The sequence below is a fragment of the Candidatus Eisenbacteria bacterium genome (assembly GCA_020847735.1).
Lineage (GTDB): Bacteria > Eisenbacteria > RBG-16-71-46 > RBG-16-71-46 > RBG-16-71-46 > CAIXRL01.
Window position 1 is genome coordinate 147,474 of sequence record JADLBL010000018.1, and the last position, 16,496, is coordinate 163,969.

Here is a 16,496-nt window from a genome sequence, read left to right on the forward strand (position 1 = left end):
GCGGCGGCCGGCGGCAGGGCTCTCGGCGAGGAACGCTAACAGAGCCGCCCGCGCGTTTCCTCAGGTTTGACGCGCCGAAGAAGCGGCCCCTACCCTGCCCGACATGCCTCTCGTCCAGATCGAGGACTCCCGCCTGCGCCCGCGACGCACCAGCGTCACCTGCAGGGTCGGCGGCGTTTCCGTGGGCGGCGGCCATCCGGTCGTCGTCCAGTCCATGACCAACACCGACACCGCCGACGTCGCCGCGACCGCGGCGCAGGTCGCGCTGCTCGCCCGGGCCGGTTCGGAGCTGGTGCGCGTCACCGTCAACACCCGCGAGGCCGCCGCCGCCGTCGGCGAGATCGCGCGCCGGGTCGAGGACCTCGGCCTTCGCGTGCCGATCGTGGGCGACTTCCATTACAACGGACACCTGCTGCTCACCGAGTACCCCGAGTGCGCGCGCGCCCTCGCCAAGTACCGGATCAACCCCGGCAACGTCGGCGCCGGACACCAGCACGACGACAACTTCCGCCGGATGATTGATGTCGCGGTGGCGAACGAAAAGCCCGTGCGCATCGGCGTCAACTGGGGCTCGCTCGACCGCGCGCTGCTGACCTCGCTGATGGACGCGAACGCCAGGCGGACCGAGCCGCTGCCCGACCGGGAGGTCGTGCTCGAAGCGATGCGCGAGAGCGCGCTGCGTTCGGCCGCGCTCGCCGAGGGCTTCGGCCAGCCGCACGACCGGATCATCCTGTCGGCCAAGGTCTCGGACGTGCGCGACCTGGTGCAGGTGTATCGCGCGCTCGCCGCCAGCTCGGACTACCCGCTCCACCTCGGCCTCACCGAGGCCGGGCTCGGCGCCAAGGGCATCGTCGCGACCACCGCGGCGCTCTCCGTGCTGCTGTTCGAAGGCATCGGCGACACCATCCGCACCAGCCTGACGCCCCTTCCGGGTGGAGATCGCGCCGAGGAAGTGCGCATCTGCCAGCAGATCCTGCAGTCGCTCGGCCTGCGCGCCTTTTCGCCCCAGGTGACCAGCTGCCCCGGCTGCGGCCGCACGACCAGCACGTTCTTCCAGGAGCTGGCCGCACAGGTGACCGCGCACATCCAGGCGCGCATGGCCGCCTGGCGCGAGCAGCACCCCGGCGTCGAGGAGCTGAAGGTCGCGGTCATGGGCTGCGTGGTCAACGGCCCCGGCGAGAGCAAGCACGCCGACATCGGCATTTCGCTCCCCGGCAACGGCGAGGACCCGCGCGCGCCGGTCTACGTGGACGGCAAGCTGCGCGTGACGCTGCGCGGCGAGTCGATCGCCGCCGACTTCGCGAAGCTGCTCGACGAGTACGTCGCGACCCGATACGGGCGGCGCTGAGGTTCCGGCGGGCGCGCGTTGCGAAGGGGCGCGGGGCTTCGTTGCGGCACTTTCTGGAGCCGGGCTGCCGGCGCGGCGCGAAGTTGGTGGCCCCGGCTGGAGTCGAACCAGCGGCACGCGGTTTAGGAAGGTCGGACCTCTCCTTCCCAAGTTGGTGGCCCCGACAGGAGTCGAACCTGCGACGCAGAGTTTAGGAAACTCTCGCTCTATCCATCTGAGCTACGGGGCCGCAGCGCAGGAACATAGCGCGGAACTCGTGCGGGGAAAACCTCGACCGCACACACGGGGCCTTCAGTGGCCGCGATCTCCCCCCGCGAGCGCCGGCGACCGCGCGCCCTGATGCTGCCCATCGAGTGCTGTGTCGCGAGCTGGTCCTTCCGGATCGGACTTCATCGAATGACGAGCATTCTCCGCGTCACGTTGGCTCCGCCAGCAGAGAGGCGGTACAGGTAGCAGCCCGGTTGCCATCCTGCGCTGGACATGCTGACTTCATGCAGCCCGGCGGGCTGCCATGTTCGAGACAGCAGCTCAGCGACCTTCCGTCCTTGGACGTCGAAGACGGCGAGGTCAACCCGTGAGTCGCCAGGCAGCCCAAAACGTATGACCGTCTGGCCCCGGACAGGGTTTGGAGCGCACTGGGCCAGGGTGACCCGAGGCGGAGCGGCGTCCTGAGGACCGTGCGGAATTCGGATGGCTGCCAGCCCGACGCGGGCAGACGATCCCACTCGGCCGAAGGCGCCCGCAGCGTAGAGAACGTCTTCCCATGCCCCCATGGCGAGAACCTGCCCATCCATGGTCGGCCACGCCTGTCGCACGGCGGCGGTCCTGGAGTCAACGGCGGCGAAGTACTCACGCGACTCGTCGGAGAGTCCTGAGAAGTAGCCACCCACGAAAACGGTGCTGTCGTGTGCGGCCAGTGCGTGCACCCGCGTCCGGGACAAGGGGCCGAATACGTTTGGGGCCCACTGCGTCGGCACGCCGGAATGATCCAGCGCCGCCACGTATTCACGTGGTAGACCACCGACTTGGTGGAACAGACCGCCGACGTAGACGGTTTGGTCGAGTATCGCAATCGCCTTGACGACTCCATCTGTCCCGGGATCCCACGCCGACGCCATTCCAGTTGTCAGGTCAATCGCCGCGAGTGACCGACGAGGCTGCCCACCCATGGACAGGAAATCCCCGCCGACGTATGCGATGGAGTCGGCAATGGCGAGGCAATAGACGTCCCCGACGGCTTGCGGATTCCAAGGCAACGCTTGGGCCGTGAGAGTGTCAAGCACCGCGATTCCACGCTGGGCGCGACCACCGATCGAGTGGAACAGCCCGCCCGCAAGAACGGCATCCCGCCTCGGCGCAAGCGTCCAAACGCCCCCATCCGCCCCGGGATTCCAGCTTGTTGCCTGCCCGGTGATCGGGTCGAGGGCAGCAATGTTGCTCCGCTGCTGTCCACCGATCCTGGTGAACTGCCCGCCCACATAGACCTTGCCCCCATACGGCAGGATGCTGGCGACGGATCCATCCGGCTCCGGAGACCACCCGGTCACTCGACCGGACGATGCATCGAGCGCTGCAAGCCCGGGACGTTCCAGCCACTCTCCCAGCGACGTAAACCAGCCACCAAGGAAGACCCAGCCGTCTTGTACCGAGAGCGCAAAGACGTAGTCGTTTGGCCTTGGATCCCACGCCAACCGCTGGCCGGTGGCCAGTCGCAAAGCCGCAACGTTTGCGCCCGGGGCGCCAGCAAGTGAGTCAAACTGACCCGCCACGATGAGCGTGTCGCCGCGAATCTGCAGTGCCCAGAACTCGGCACCGACCGGGCGCGGGTAGGTAGCGGTCACCTGCCACGGTGTGGCTTGTCCGCTCTCGAAGTCGAGCTGCGCCAAGCCGCGACGGGCTTGTCCGCCAAGGCTGGTGAAGGACCCGGCCACAAGCAAGCCCCCCGAATGCGCTTGAATCGCGTTGACGTGGGGGCCGGAGTCAATGCTCCAGTCTGGGAGTCGGACAAGCCCAGCATCCCAGTTGTGGACCACTCCTGTTTCTGCGCCCACGGCGGCGAGGCAGCGACGAAGCTCGCCATTCGCCAGGGAAAAGTAGCCTCCGACATACAGCGTCGTGTCCCTGACCGCCAGGGTCTTGACCTGATCGTCGAGCGCCAGCTGCCACGCAGTCAGCGCCCCCGACGCGAGTCCGACCTGAGCGACGTACGCGCGAGGTTGGTTCGACACCATCGTAAACCACCCGCCGACGAACAGCACATTGCCCCAGGGGGCCAGTGCAGCCACACGATTGTCGGTATCACAGGTCCACGCCAGGAGCGCATGACTTGCGACCGAAAAGGCCGCGAGATGGGCCCTCGGGCTGCCAGCGATCGCAGTGAAATCGCCCCCGACGTAGAGGGCGCCATTCACGAGGGCAATCGTCCAGACCTTTTCATTGGGGTGTGGATCCCAGTCTGAGAGTGTTCCGTTCATGAGGACATGCGCGAGGTTCGTGCGTGGCTGCCCGCCGACATGGGAGAACTGACCACCGAGGAACCAGCCTCCGTGCCCATCTCCCACGACAGCGTTGACACGTCCAACGACGGCAGGGAAGCCGGTGCGGGGTTCGCCGGTGGTGAAGTCGCACGGTACTCCACCCCCACTTGATGGGCCGATGAACCTGAAGTTCCCGCCGAGGTAGATTGTGTTGCCCTCCCTTGCGACCGCGAGAGCAGTGGACCCTGGCCTCAACACCCACGTAGTGGTGTCGATTTCCTGAGCGGCGGACGGAATCGCAATACCTAGGACCAAGAGCCCAGCAAGCGAGAGGCACCGTCTGAAGCAGCCGCCGAACACGAGGCGCGTACGGGCGATTCGGCATGGCACTGCCTCGAGGAGCGACTTGGGCCTCGGCGAAGCCCACAGGCGAGCTGCCAATCTCCCAATCGCCATCTTGCGGCTACCGGAGAACCACAACCCGGAGCACATGCGCCTGGCCCACGGCAGTCAAGCGTGCGAAGTAGACGCCGGACGAGACAGAACGCCCACTGCCATCTCGGCAGTCCCACTCCAACTCGACCCGGCCGAGCAGTGGGCGCCCATCGATCAGGGTTCGAACCCGTCTTCCCATCGTGTCGTAGAGTGTCAGGTTCGGCAGCACCAACTCGTCTGCCTCAAGTGCAAACCTGACAACGCCACTGCCGGGGTGCGAGTTGCAGAGGTTCAGGCGCACGCCCTGACGAAGTGTTGTCGACGACACACCAGCCACTTCCGGGTAAACGAGGATGAACTTCTGAGACACTGGGTCCCAGTGCATGCGGGAGATACAGATGCCGTGGGGACCGTGGAAGGCTGCGAAGAAGTGCAAGGACCCTATTTGAAGATGTTCGCAGGCCTGCCATCCGATCACGTCGGCGTCTTGCCCCGTGTAGTAGAACAGCGAGTCGCGCTGAGGCCACCGAGAGGCCCGACGATCTGTGACGCTGTCGCCAGGGGTCTGCGTCAGGAAGATCGTGGACTCAAGACCATAGTCGTCGTACTGCGCATTCGCGACGAACATCCGCCATGCGCCGGAAAGCGAGTCCCGCACAACGATCGGAGACTCGAGTGATCCGGGCAGGGGAAGGTGGTCGTCGTCGGTCGCTTCGTAGTTGCCAAGATCGATCCACTCGTCGAGCACTCCCTGCACGTTTCGAGCGACGCCAACCGTGTAGTGGGTCGGAAAGTCGGCGTGTTCACCCGCGACGAACAACAGGTACCGACCCGGATTGTCTGGGTCGGGCATGATGAAAGGATCTCGGAACTGCACCACGCCTTGCACCTGGTGTCCGATCGGATCTGCCCAGGAAGAGGCATCCGCAGCCGTATACGCAGGGGTGCGGTGGCGCGTCCAACTCGTACTCGTGGTGCCCAGCATCGGCGTTGTCGCAAGGCCAATGCTCTGATTGTCGAGGGAGTCGACGCCCGTGTAGAACATGTAGGTCAGAGCGCCGACCTGTTGAATGGAAGGTGCCCAGACCTTCTTCTTGTCCCACCCGATTCCGCTTGGTCGGAAAGCAAGCGTGTCGACGCTCCACGCCTTGCCAAGCGAATCGGTCCACGCGTGCGCGATGATGCTATCCGGACTCGCGAGTCCATTCTTATTCCTGATGTAAAAGAGATGGAAGTACCCCTTCCACGGATGTACCGGATCGGTCGCATCGTAGACCGTACTGTAGTGGAAGGCGAAATCCTTCGGGTAAACGCTGGGATTCGGGTCACGATAGAGAATGGTGTCGAAACCGGCGGACTCTGCCTCGAGCACGACAATGTTGTCCGGTGCGAGGGAAGTCTGGCCAGATGTGGCTGAGGCGTGGCCGGCCTCGACGACGGCCGAAGGCAGGGGGACGTACACGTCGGCCGTGGCCACAAGGCTCGTCGAGCTGCGTTGTGAGACCTCCAATGGGATGGCCCAGAGCCCATCGGGCGCCCCGACCGTGACTCGCTCCACGCCGCCGAGAGAACCGCCTACGACGGTCACTCGGAGCTGGGCTGTTTCGTGCGTGCTTGATGCATGCAGCAACACGGGCGCGTAATCGCTGTCGATCCCGCCGTTGAACGTGACCTCGTTCGATTCGAGCACCGTGCTCGAATCAGGGTCGCCCGGATCGAGTGCAACCACACGCAGCTTCCCCTGGCTGCCGCCGACGAGATCAAGGGTCCAGAAGGCTGTGGACGCCGCCGTTTGACCGTAGCTGCAGAAGTGCGCAGTGATCAGGTTGGCCGCGCTGTCCGCCGGTGTCAGGGGCGGGTCGATCGACTCGATCTTCGCCGTGTCGGCGAGGCAGGCGTAGCTTGAGTCGGGCGCGACGAATGCGATACCCGAGGAGTCGGCGGTCCACTGCAGGCGCCAGGAGTTCGGCAGGACGAACTCCGTAGAATCCGCCTGAACGATCAAGGTGACCCGGGAGTTCGCGGGCACACTGAGATCCGTCGAGCCGGAACTCCAGCGCAACTGGATGGCCGTGGAAGGCCCAGGGTTGAGGGTGGCCGCGAGCAGCATCACTGGGGCAAAAAGCGTAGCACGCGATGAACGCAGCGTGGGCGTGAACATGGTGCGACCTCCCGAACGAACGTGAGAACCGTCGAATCGGGTATCGCCGATAGCGTCAGCCGCGCGGGCGAACCCGATCTGGGAAGACGGACCCGGGGAAGGTAACTCCGCGGCCCCCCCCTCGGGCAAGGGCACCGGCCCGGCGGGTTAACGCAGCAACGGGGGCGGGCGATCACGCGACGTCGAGGGGGAACGCGGCGTGCGGTTGGTCGGACCGCTGCCTTGACTGGCTACCCCTTGGTAACCCCTCAACGTCCAGCACTGTCCGTCGGTGTCCATTCATGGCCGGAGTGCCCGACGGGGGCGGCGGCGGTTCGGACCAATGAATCCGCGCTCATGGCGTGCGTTCCAGTGGCTTGCGCGCGAGTTTCTGGTTTCAGCGGATTTCCGCGGGGCGAGTTAGGAAACCGCTGCTCTATCCGTCTGAGCTACGGGGCCGTGGCGCAACAAGTTAGCACGATGCAATCGCGTGCGATAGCCATGAAGCACGCGGTCCAACAAGCCGCGCGCCTCCCAACATGGCGTAGTCTGTCGCTCGGCGATCGCGTTCAGACCCACGGGGAGATTCGGCGTGAACCTAGGTCAACCCATCTGGCGTGAGCAATGCGCTGCCGCTCGGACCATCAAGGAACGCTTCGGCACGCAGAAGGCGCTGGGCTACCTGATCGGCGAGAAGCTGCTCGCCTACCTGCGCGCCTCGAACGCCCGCCCCGACCTTGCGGCAGACTTGCCGAGGTTCGCGGCGGAGATCAAGTCGATCTTCGAGCCCTACGAGCTTCACGCGTACCTCTCCGGCGTGCGACGACTGGGCGCTCTCGGGCATGTCATGGGCGATGAGCAGTTTGCCGAGTTCCGCGCGGCCGGCGCGGTCGCGGAGGACATCGTCACTGCGGCGGAGGATGTGCTCCTCGTCGAGCGCATGAAGATTCTCCTACTCGACCGGGCATAGCTCTCACATCCAGGCGATGCCCCCGGGCCACAGCCCGCGTGCGACCATCACCGGCGGCGACGGGGCGCGGTCAACTTGAGCTTGGTCTGACGCGGAAGCGCCGTCTTGCTCCGCGGCGCGTCGGGAGACGGCGGCAAGTACCAGCCACCGTGGAACCCGCGGTTGATCTCCCCCGCGTCAAACGCTTCTGGGTCGAACGAGCCGCCCACCCACTCCACCATGTCGACGTGCTCGGGGTGCCGAGGGTCGGCGAGTACTTTGAGCAGGTGTTCGTAGCCGCCGATCCCGCCACAGTCCTCCGGCGGGCACGCGCGCTTCCCCTCCACGACGTAGGGGTACTTGCCTCCGGGCTCTGCCTCCATCACCTGCTCGAGCACCACGGAATGCTCCCATCCGTCGCCGAAGTCGTACTCGTAGACGAGGCTGTCATTCGGACTCCGGAGCACCTGGCTCAGCATCACCTTCTTCTCGTTCTCGCACTCGGGGAACTCGCGATCGACTTTGCCGTAGCGCGTCTCTCCCATCACGAACTGGTGCATGTGGCCGTCCATCCAGCCCATGACGTACTGCAGGACCGAGTGGAGCTTGAACAGCGTGACGTCGCTCCGGATCCGGATGCGCCGCCAGATCGGAGGGCGCGTGTCCCGGAGCGTTACCTTTAACCCGAAAATGCTGGCAGGGCGCTTCATCGCGGTGTCCCTTCGAGGTGGCTTGGCAAGTGGGTGTGAACTGGGCTCCGTGCTTCCGAGCAGACGCGCGGTGAACTCGCCGGGGTGCTGGTAGCCGTGCCCAGGGATCGTTACGAGCATCCGGCCCAAGTGCATGCTCAGCGTGTGCTCTGTCATGGTGGGTTGCGCCTCGTGCGTCAAGCCCAGGTGGAACACGTGCTCGTTCATGGCGCCCAGCACGCTGCGGCTCGCCGTCTTGTCGAAGGCGATCTCGGCCATGGCCTGCCTCTCCCGGTCAACGGCTTCCGCATCAACCCCGAGATCGCGCAACACATCGGCGATTGCTTCTGGGATGCGGCTGGCGAGCGTCGACAACTCGCGGGCAGGAAGAACGACGGGTAGCCGTGTCGTCTCATTGACCAGCAGCACCAATTGGGAGGGGCTCAGCGGCAGGACCGTCGCGTACCAGTCCCCGAGCGCTGTCAAGGACGGAACTGGCGAGGCCAAGGGCCGGACCCGGAGCCGGGCCAGCAGTTTGGCCGTGCAACGGACAATCAGCATCAGCAGAAGCCTCCCGCGGTGGCGCCGACTATGCCGCCTGAACCGTCCACTGTTCCTTCCGGGTCGCCAGTTTCACTCGAGTCGCCGTGGCTCTCTTGAGATCGATCCGCATGAGGCGATCGGTCGGATAGCTGGTTGTCAGCCGCCCCTGCGCGACGAGGAACCGCAGCAGCCGATCCGCCTGCGGTCCAATCGGAGCGGCGTCGTTCTCCCAGCGCGAGACCGTCTCCTCCGCGACCCCCATGTGCTTGGCGAAGTCGGAGCCCGACCAGCCCAGGCTCTTGCGAAGGAAGCGGACCTCGTCGCCCGTGAAACGAGTCGACTTCTCGATGAGGATCTTGGCGAGCAGGCGATGAAGCTCCTCGATGTGCGGGATCGAGACCTCGTAGTTCCCGCACCGAGGACAGCGAGTCACCTCCACCCCGAGCAGGGTAACGTGCTTAAGGCCGGATTCGTCGTAGCGGTAGCTTTCCTTGCGGGTCTTCATCGGTGTACCGCACTCGAGACACTTCATCGCTCGCTTCCCCTTTCCGTTCCTTGACCTCAGCGGCCGGTCCTCCAGGCCGTCACGACGACCAGCTCGCGCTCCGAGCGGAATGCGATCACGACCGTGATGCGGGCGGTGTCCACCCTGTACCTCCACGTGCCGTGTTCCAGTTCTCCGGCTCGAACGACTCCGCCGCGCAGCACGTTCTCGCAGTCGACCGTGGCGAGGTCGTCGGCGAGCAACTCCTCCTTGGCATGTCGCGAGTAGGTGAAGCGCCCAGACCTGAGGATCTCGCGAATCAGCCGGTTCGCGGCTTCCGGTGCCAGCGGCTCATCCATGACGCAAGCCACTCTGGGGGCGACTTGATGATTCGTCAAGTCGGCCTCCGGTGCATCGGATTGCCGGTTGGCCGGAGGGCGGTTGGGCCTTGGCGCGCGGTCGGCAGAGCGCACGACGCACTCAGTCGGCTCAGCGAAGTCCTCACCGATGCGGTCGACCGAGGGCGCCATTGGTCGCCGATTGGTCGCCTGTTCAGAGTCCGCCATAGTCCATTCCTGTGCCTTCCCGGCCACATGAAAAAGCCCCGCTCGCGGCTGCAACCGCAAGCGGGGCTTTGCGTGACAACGACTTCAGTGAGTGAGGTGAGTTTCGGCCGGAGGAGTCAGGAGACCGCTGCTCTATCCGTCCGAGCTACGGGGCCACGGGAGCCGAAGATAGCGCGTCCGCCCTGCTCGCACGCCCGCGTCGTCGTGGCCATCGCGTGAGATCCGAAGTCGGCGGGAGCGCGTCGGGTCAATCAACCTCACACCACGCTTTCCGGCTCCTGTGCGCAGGGTCCATGTTCCTCGCGCTCGACCTGGATGGTCACGTGCTCGATGCCGAAGCGCCGGTGCAGATCGTCGCGGATGCCGGAGAGCGTCGCGTCCGCCCAGTTCTCGCCGCAGACGAGGTGCGCGGTCAGCGCGGCCTCGGTGGTGCTCATGGCCCAGATATGGAGATCGTGCACGGCCGCGACGCCGGTCAGGCCCCGCAGGTAGGTTCGGACTTCGTGCGGATCGATGCCTTCAGGGACCGCGTCCATGGCGAGGGCGAACGACTCCCGCAGCAGCCCCCAGGTGCCGACGAGGATGACGGCGGCGACGGCGAGGCTGGTCAGCGGATCCAGCCAGGTCCAGCCGGTCCAGCGCATGCCGAGTCCGGCAAGCACGACGGCGGCGGAGACGGCCGCGTCCGCGATCATGTGCAGAAACGCGCCGCGGACGTTGAGGTCGTCGGCCCGGCCGCGCATGAACAACATGGCGGTCACGCCGTTCACCGCCACGCCGGCCCCGGCGACGATCGCCACGGTGAGTCCTTCGACCGGGTGCGGCTGCAGCAGTCGCTGCACCGCCTCCCACCCGATGGCGCCGATCGCCACCAGCAACAGCACGGCGTTCGCGAGCGCCGCGAGGATCGTCGAGCGCCGCAGGCCGTAGGTGCGCCGCGGCGTCGGCTTCCGGCGCGACATCTCGGCCGCGCCCCATGCGAGGCCCAGGCCGAGCACGTCGCTCAGGTTGTGGCCGGCATCGGCCAGCAGCGCGAGCGAATGGGCCGCGAGCCCGGCGATGACCTCGATCAGCACGAAGGCCAGGTTGAGAATCACGCCGACGCGGAAGGCGTTGGTCGAGGCGCCGGCTCCGTGATCGTGCGAGTGGCTCATGCCCGGGACTCGCGGTCGCCGGCGCGGGAAGTCTGCGGGCGGCGAGCCGGCGTCCGGCGCTCGCCGCCGGCTGCCGGGCCGAATCGCGGCGCGCTCAGTCCAGCCTCACGCATGGCTCACCGCCGATTCCACCGTGCCCCCGAGCCGCGCGAGCACGTCGTGCGCGAACTCCGTGAGCGACGGGTCACGCGCACCCATGACGAGCACGAGATCGCCGGGCCGGGCGACCTCGACGAGGCGCGCGGCGAGCCATTCGCGTGACGGCGCGAACTCGGCCCCCCGCCCCCGTGCCGCGATCTGCGCGGTGACGTCGGCGCTCGAGAAGTCGCGCGTCGCGGTGCCGCCGGCGTAGTAGACCTCGAGCCAGAAGGCGAGGTCGTCGGGGCGCAGGTGCGTCGCGAGGGTCTCGACGAGGTCCTCGCGCAGAAAGCGGGTCGGGCCGTAGCCGTGCGGCTGGTAGACGGAAAGCACGCGGCGCGAGCGGCGCTGAGCGGTCGCGAGCGCGGCGGCGATCTTGGCGGGATTGTGGGCGAAGTCGTCCACGACCTCGACTCCGCGGGCGGTGCCGAGCGATTGGAAACGGCGCGAAACGCCGGCGAACGAGGCGAGCGGCGCGGCCATCGCGCCGGGTTCGACGCCGACGGCGCGGCAGCAGGCGATGGCGGCGAGCGCGTTCTCGACGTTGTGCGCGCCGGGCACCAGCAGGCGGAAGCGGACTCCCTCCACCTCGAACGTGCTTCCTTCGGCGTCCAGCTCGAGCGCCTGGCCGCGCACGGCCGCGCGGGCTCCGGTGCCAAAGACGAGCGCGCCGTCGCGCAGGGAGCCGAGGGCCTCGCCCTCGCCGCACACGAACGTCTCGCGGGTGCGCGCGCGCAGCGTCGCGAACATGGCCGCGACCTCGGACTCGGGCCTGTGGTCGCGCGTCAGGTTGAGCGCGACGCCGATCGCCGGGCGGTAGCGGACCAGCGAGCCGTCGCTCTCGTCGGCCTCGACGACCAGCAGCTCGCCGGCGCCGGCCCAGGCGTTGCCCCACAGGCCTTCGCGCTGCAGCGCCACCAGTTCGCCGCCGGTGATGACGGAAGGGTCGCGGCCGGCGGCGCGCAGGATCTCGAAGATCATCGCCACGACCGTGGACTTGCCGCTCGTGCCGGAGACCGCGATCGAGCGGAGGTCGGCGACCCAGCTGGCCAGCATCTCCGAGCGGTGCACGATCGGAAGCGCACGGCGCTGCGCCTCGGCCACGTCGGGCACCGAGGATTCGACCGCCGTCGAAACGACCAGTGCCGCGCAGTCGCCACCGGCGCCCCTGCCGTCCTGCGGCACGATCGCGATGCCGAGCCGCTCGAGCTGCGCGCGCGCCTGCGGTCGCTCGCCGCGGTCGAAGCCGCGGTCGCTGCCGCTCACGCGGCCGCCGAGCATGGCCTGGAACTGCGCGAGCGCGCTCATGCCGCTGCCACCCACGCCGGCGTAGTGAAACCGCGCGGTCGAGCGCGGATCGGGCGCCTCGCCGGGCCCGGGCGCGATGATCACGACCGGATCCCCTTCGGCGACGAGGTCGAAGAGCTCGGCGATGCCGGCGTTCGAGAGCCGCACGCAGCCGTGCGAGGCGGGCGTGCCGAGGGTGTGCTCGTGGTTCGTGCCGTGCAGATAGATGTAGCGCTCCAGCGAATCGCAGCCGGTTCCGCGGTTGACGCCGTCCTCGAGGCCCTCGAGCGTCAGCACGCGCGTGAGGATCAGGTCGTCCTCGCGCGGTTCGCCGCGCCAGATCTCGCCGGTCGCCTCGCGGCTCACGAACACCGTGCCGCTCGCCGCACCCGCGCCGATCCGGCGGTGAATGCGGTGCCAGCCGGGCGGCGTCTTGTACGAGCCGCTCTGGCCGCCGATGCCGTTGGCCGCCGTCGAGGCGGGCCACGACCCGGCGACCTTGCCGTCCCGCAGGAACAGCACGCGCTGCGCTCCGGCATCCACGATCACCAGCCGCGGGGGCAGCTCGCGCACGGGCGCCTGCGCGCGGCCGAGCGCCGCGGTGACGAGCGTTCGAGCGTGTTCGGCGGGATCGTGGGACTCGCTCATGCGGCCAGAGTGCCACAGTCGCGCGGGCGCGCGAAGCGGCGGGGTGCGCCCGCGCACGGCCCGGCCGGACGAACGGTCACGCGAAGCGGCGGCGCGCACCCAGGAGCATGCGGCCCGTGCGGCCGGCGGACCCCGCGAAGCGGGTCACGCCACGAAACACGAAGGGGCCGGTCTTTCGACCGGCCCCACTCGCGCTGCGTGCGGCGCTACCGCAGGAGCACGACGGTGCGGGCGGTCCGCGAACCCGCCGTCACCGCGTGGATGAAATAAGTGCCGGGGGCGAGCAGCTTCGGCGCGAAGACCAGCGAGTGGTCGCCGGCCGACATGTCGCCGTCGGCCAGGGTTTCCACGAGCTGCCCCGCGACGTTGTAGACCTTGACCGTCACCTGGCCGCTGCGCGGCAGGTAGAGCTGCACGGTGGCGTTGGTCTTGAACGGGTTGGGGAACACGTTGCGGAAGGCGACGCCGCCGGTGAGCATCGGCTCGGCGACCGTGGGCTCCTGGCCGGCCTGCGCGATCGGCGCGTTCAGCAGGTTCGGGCGGTACTGGCCCGTCATGGACTGCATGCGCGAGATCTGCTGCGAGGTGAACTCGGTGTAGCAGGCGTCGTCCGAGTAATCCATGTAGTTGTGGATCGGATCGAGCCCCGCCGAGGAGCAGGTGTTGCGGCCTTCGGGGCAGCCCGACGCGGCGCTCGCCTCGTAGGGCGTGTCGTCGCAGTAGTCGCCGGGCGCGGTGCAGCCGCCCTGGAACGTGTGGTACAGGCCGAGGTAGTGGCCGGCCTCGTGCGCCAGCGTGCCGCCGAGGTTGTAGGGCGCGAGGTAGCCGCCGGGAACCGAGCCGTAGTGGATCACCACGCCGTGCTGCTTGTTGTTCTCGGCGTACGACCACGGGAACGTCGCCCAGCCGAGCAGGCTCTGGCCCGGCTTGCACGTGTAGACGTTGAAGCGGTGCAGCGGATCGATCGCCAGCGTGTTCTTGGCGTTCTTCTCGGCGCGCGAGCCCGGCGTCATGGTCCACCAGGCCTTCTTGTTCGTGCGGTCCACCGAGGCGAGCACGAAGCTGAAGCCGGTGCCGGCGTAGCGCGCGTTCATGTACGCGATCTGCGCGTCAATCTGCGACTGCGGAATGTTGCCCGTCGAGCCGTTGTAGATCACGTGCCAGGCGATCTTGATCTGCCCGGTCGCGCCGGCGCGGCCGTCCTCGATGTAACGGCGCAGGGCCGCCTGCACGGCCTCGGTTTCGAACACCGTGGGCTCGGGTGTGGCGCAGTTGCGTCCGCCATCCAGGCCGGGCGTCCGCCAGTCGGGCGTGGAAGGACGCCCGGCAAGCGCCGCGGACGCGAACAACGCCGTGAGTCCGAGAACGAACACCGCACTGACGACGAACCGCTGCTTCATGTTCGGCCTCCCAAGGGGGAGAAGAGGCGTGGACGTCGGTCGCGTCCCGGGCACGCAGCGGCGCCCGCTTTGAACCGGCCGGCGAAGTGTGGACTTTGTCAACTATGACCGGGCGTTTTCAAGAGTTTTCTTGGACAAAGTCTTGAACTATGCCGCAACGACCTCAAGCCCTCGGATGGCGACCGTGTGCCTCCGCCGGTCCTCGAGGGCGCGGCCGCTCAGCCGCGGCGCGGCCGGAACGCGAGCGCGAGCGCCAGCCAGCCGGCCATCAGGCACAGGCCGCCGATGGGCGTCACGGCGCCCCACAGGCGCGTGCCCGTGAGCACGAGCGCGTAGAGGCTGCCGGAGAAGATCACCACGCCGGCGAGCAGCAGCCAGCAGGCTGCCGTGAGCGCAGGGCGCGGGGTGCCCTGCAACTTCGCCCCGGCGAAGAGCAGCGCCAGCGCGTGCACGAGCTGGTAGCGGGCCGCGGTCTCGAAGACCTGGAGCATCCCGGGATCGAGGCGGCCGCGCAGCGCGTGCGCGCCGAACGCCCCGGCCGCGACACCGAGCAGGCCGAGCAGCGCGCCGATGGAGGCGAAGGGCATGCCCCACCCTAACGCGCCCGGGCCGGCGCGGCGAGCAGGACGGCGTCCCGGGGTTGGACCGCGGTGGGATCACCTCCGCCGGAGCGAAGGCGAAGGTGTCCTCCCACCGGCCGGCGTTGCATGAGCGCGGGGGCGACCGACGGCCGGGACCCGCCGCGAGTCCTTGGGGCCCCGTGAACGCGACAAGCCCCCGCGACGCGGGGTCGCGGGGGCTCTCGCAAGCTGGCTCCTCGGGTAGGATTCGAACCTACAACCCTCCGGTTAACAGCCGGATGCTCTACCGTTGAGCTACCGAGGAATGGCGCCGGGGCCGCGCGAACAGGCCGAATCCGACACTCGTGCGGCCGGGGAGTCTAGTCGGCGCGCCCCGACCCGGTCAAGCAATGCACGGCGCCCGGCAGGGTCGTCTCGCGGCTCAGCGCGCCCCGAGCCGGGCCGCGAGAGCAAGCTCGAGCGCCCGCTGCGCGTACCCGGCATGACTGCGGGGCGTGCTCTCGGCAAGGTGTGCGCGCACGACTTCGGGCAGCCAGCCGGCGCTGGGCGTGCCTCGGAATCCCAGCTCGGCGACGGCGAGCGAGGGGTCCGGCCGCGAGCACCATCGGCCGCTGAAAGGCGAGACGTACTCATCGAGGCCGGCCTGCTCGAGTTCGCGGGCCGTGCAGTCCACGAGGCGTGCGGAAACGCCCAGGCACCCGGCGGCGCGCTCGAGCAACACGCGAAGTTCCGGCTCGTCGGGCTGGGCGAGATTGTAGGTGTGGCCCGGCGGGCGGGCGCCGCCGGCGAGCGCGACGAGCACGCGCGCCACGTCCTCGGCCCACACGAAGCGCACGGGATCGCGGCCGCCGCCCGGCAGCAGCAGCGGTCCGCCGTCCAGCAGCCGCTCGAGGTAGGCCCACAGCCTTCGCGAGGGGTCGTTCGCGCCCTGCACGACCGGCAGGCGCAGCGCGAGGTCGGCCCCGCCGCGCGAGGCCGCGCGCATGCGAAGACGGGCTTCGGCCTCCCGCTTGCCGACGCCGTAGTCCCAGTTCGCCCGATCGCGGGTCCCCGCGGCGGGCTCCGCCATGAGCGGCAGCGCTCCGTCCGCTTCACGCGAGGGCGGGCGGCGTTCGGTGGCGATCAGATAGACCTGACCGCTGGAGATCAGGACGTAACGGGCGACGCGCGGCGCCGGCGGCGAGAGCGCCGCGTCCACGTCGCTTCCGTGGAACGCCAGAAAGTCCACCGCGAGATCGAAGCTCTCCCCTTGCAGCGCACGCCCGACCGCCGCGAGGTCCGCCCGCTCGGCGGCGACGTGGCGAACGCCTTCGGCGACGCCCCGTCGTCCCCGGCTCACCACGGTCACCTCGTGACCGGCGTCGCGCAGCGCCCCCGCCGCGGGCGCACCGAGCAGTCCGGAACCGCCCATCAGGAGCACCCGGGACGTCATCGAGGATCCCTCCCTCAGGCGGGGGCGAGCACGGCACGTTGCGGCGAAGCCGCGCCCGGCGGGACGAGAGGGCCGGGCCGGAGCGCGGGCTGGATCCTAGCCCGACCTATTCATGAACCGTGAGCCGAGAGTGACGGATGCCCGTGAAGCGCAAGGAGCAGGGCTGGCCAGCGACGCAGTCGTGTCGGTGACACGTCGAGGAAGCTGGCCAGCCCTGCGACGCAG

The 16,496-nt window shown here is 68.3% G+C and carries 12 protein-coding genes and 2 tRNA genes; 2 read left to right on the forward strand and 12 right to left on the reverse strand.

All coding sequences use genetic code 11. From position 1 onward, the window contains the following. Positions 1 to 103: 103 nt before the first annotated feature. Positions 104 to 1,348 (forward strand): flavodoxin-dependent (E)-4-hydroxy-3-methylbut-2-enyl-diphosphate synthase, encoded by a 1,245-nt coding sequence (ispG, locus tag IT347_08460; GenBank protein ID MCC6349609.1) that lies wholly within the window; start codon positions 104 to 106, stop codon positions 1,346 to 1,348. A gap of 152 nt (positions 1,349 to 1,500) precedes the next feature. On the opposite strand, the gene IT347_08465 is transcribed toward ispG, so the two are convergent. The 3 genes from IT347_08465 to IT347_08475 all read right to left on the reverse strand — a co-directional run bounded on the left by IT347_08465 (position 1,501) and on the right by IT347_08475 (position 6,421). Further along, positions 1,501 to 1,577 (reverse strand) — tRNA-Arg (locus IT347_08465). Between the two features lie 160 nt (positions 1,578 to 1,737). Further along, entirely contained in the window at positions 1,738 to 3,822 is a 2,085-nt protein-coding gene (locus IT347_08470) for a T9SS type A sorting domain-containing protein (protein MCC6349610.1), read from the reverse strand. 466 nt (positions 3,823 to 4,288) lie between these two features. Further along, complete coding sequence (locus IT347_08475) at positions 4,289 to 6,421, reverse strand: hypothetical protein (GenBank protein MCC6349611.1); 2,133 nt, start codon at positions 6,419 to 6,421, stop codon at positions 4,289 to 4,291. A gap of 571 nt (positions 6,422 to 6,992) precedes the next feature. Here IT347_08475 and IT347_08480 point away from each other — a divergent pair. Next, positions 6,993 to 7,370 (forward strand): hypothetical protein, encoded by a 378-nt coding sequence (locus IT347_08480; GenBank protein ID MCC6349612.1) that lies wholly within the window; start codon positions 6,993 to 6,995, stop codon positions 7,368 to 7,370. Between the two features lie 47 nt (positions 7,371 to 7,417). Here IT347_08480 and IT347_08485 read toward each other — a convergent pair whose 3' ends face one another. The 9 genes from IT347_08485 to IT347_08525 form a co-directional block, all read right to left on the reverse strand. After that, positions 7,418 to 8,059, reverse strand: coding sequence for a plasmid pRiA4b ORF-3 family protein (locus tag IT347_08485; protein MCC6349613.1), 642 nt, complete (start codon positions 8,057 to 8,059; stop codon positions 7,418 to 7,420). A gap of 568 nt (positions 8,060 to 8,627) precedes the next feature. Beyond that, a complete protein-coding gene (locus IT347_08490; protein MCC6349614.1) occupies positions 8,628 to 9,086 on the reverse strand; it encodes a helix-turn-helix domain-containing protein in 459 nt (152 codons plus the stop codon). Between the two features lie 56 nt (positions 9,087 to 9,142). Further along, entirely contained in the window at positions 9,143 to 9,424 is a 282-nt protein-coding gene (locus IT347_08495) for a hypothetical protein (GenBank protein ID MCC6349615.1), read from the reverse strand. A gap of 464 nt (positions 9,425 to 9,888) precedes the next feature. After that, the gene (locus tag IT347_08500) at positions 9,889 to 10,785 is read right to left on the reverse strand and encodes a cation transporter (protein MCC6349616.1); all 897 of its coding nucleotides are present in this window, start codon (positions 10,783 to 10,785) and stop codon (positions 9,889 to 9,891) included. 105 nt (positions 10,786 to 10,890) lie between these two features. Then, the gene (locus tag IT347_08505; GenBank protein MCC6349617.1) at positions 10,891 to 12,858 is read right to left on the reverse strand and encodes a L,D-transpeptidase family protein; all 1,968 of its coding nucleotides are present in this window, start codon (positions 12,856 to 12,858) and stop codon (positions 10,891 to 10,893) included. Between the two features lie 206 nt (positions 12,859 to 13,064). Then, positions 13,065 to 14,258 (reverse strand): T9SS type A sorting domain-containing protein, encoded by a 1,194-nt coding sequence (locus tag IT347_08510; protein MCC6349618.1) that lies wholly within the window; start codon positions 14,256 to 14,258, stop codon positions 13,065 to 13,067. A gap of 218 nt (positions 14,259 to 14,476) precedes the next feature. Beyond that, positions 14,477 to 14,845 (reverse strand): DUF423 domain-containing protein, encoded by a 369-nt coding sequence (locus tag IT347_08515; protein ID MCC6349619.1) that lies wholly within the window; start codon positions 14,843 to 14,845, stop codon positions 14,477 to 14,479. A gap of 223 nt (positions 14,846 to 15,068) precedes the next feature. Then, positions 15,069 to 15,143, reverse strand: a tRNA-Asn gene (locus IT347_08520). A gap of 117 nt (positions 15,144 to 15,260) precedes the next feature. After that, positions 15,261 to 16,271: an NAD-dependent epimerase/dehydratase family protein gene (locus IT347_08525; protein ID MCC6349620.1), complete on the reverse strand. Its 1,011-nt coding sequence runs from the start codon at positions 16,269 to 16,271 to the stop codon at positions 15,261 to 15,263. Between the last annotated feature and the right edge of the window lie 225 nt (positions 16,272 to 16,496).

Excerpts from the sequence above, each read along its gene's own strand:
- IT347_08475 (MCC6349611.1), bottom strand. The coding sequence starts at position 6,421 with ATGTTCACGCCCACGCTGCGTTCATCGCGTGCTACGCTTTTTGCCCCA.
- IT347_08470 (MCC6349610.1), bottom strand. The coding sequence starts at position 3,822 with ATGAACGGAACACTCTCAGACTGGGATCCACACCCCAATGAAAAGGTC.
- IT347_08490 (MCC6349614.1), bottom strand. The coding sequence starts at position 9,086 with ATGAAGACCCGCAAGGAAAGCTACCGCTACGACGAATCCGGCCTTAAG.
- ispG (MCC6349609.1), top strand. The coding sequence starts at position 104 with ATGCCTCTCGTCCAGATCGAGGACTCCCGCCTGCGCCCGCGACGCACC.
- IT347_08505 (MCC6349617.1), bottom strand. The coding sequence starts at position 12,858 with ATGAGCGAGTCCCACGATCCCGCCGAACACGCTCGAACGCTCGTCACC.
- IT347_08500 (MCC6349616.1), bottom strand. The coding sequence starts at position 10,785 with ATGAGCCACTCGCACGATCACGGAGCCGGCGCCTCGACCAACGCCTTC.
- IT347_08510 (MCC6349618.1), bottom strand. The coding sequence starts at position 14,258 with ATGAAGCAGCGGTTCGTCGTCAGTGCGGTGTTCGTTCTCGGACTCACG.
- IT347_08485 (MCC6349613.1), bottom strand. The coding sequence starts at position 8,059 with ATGAAGCGCCCTGCCAGCATTTTCGGGTTAAAGGTAACGCTCCGGGAC.
- IT347_08495 (MCC6349615.1), bottom strand. The coding sequence starts at position 9,424 with ATGGATGAGCCGCTGGCACCGGAAGCCGCGAACCGGCTGATTCGCGAG.
- IT347_08515 (MCC6349619.1), bottom strand. The coding sequence starts at position 14,845 with ATGCCCTTCGCCTCCATCGGCGCGCTGCTCGGCCTGCTCGGTGTCGCG.
- IT347_08525 (MCC6349620.1), bottom strand. The coding sequence starts at position 16,271 with ATGACGTCCCGGGTGCTCCTGATGGGCGGTTCCGGACTGCTCGGTGCG.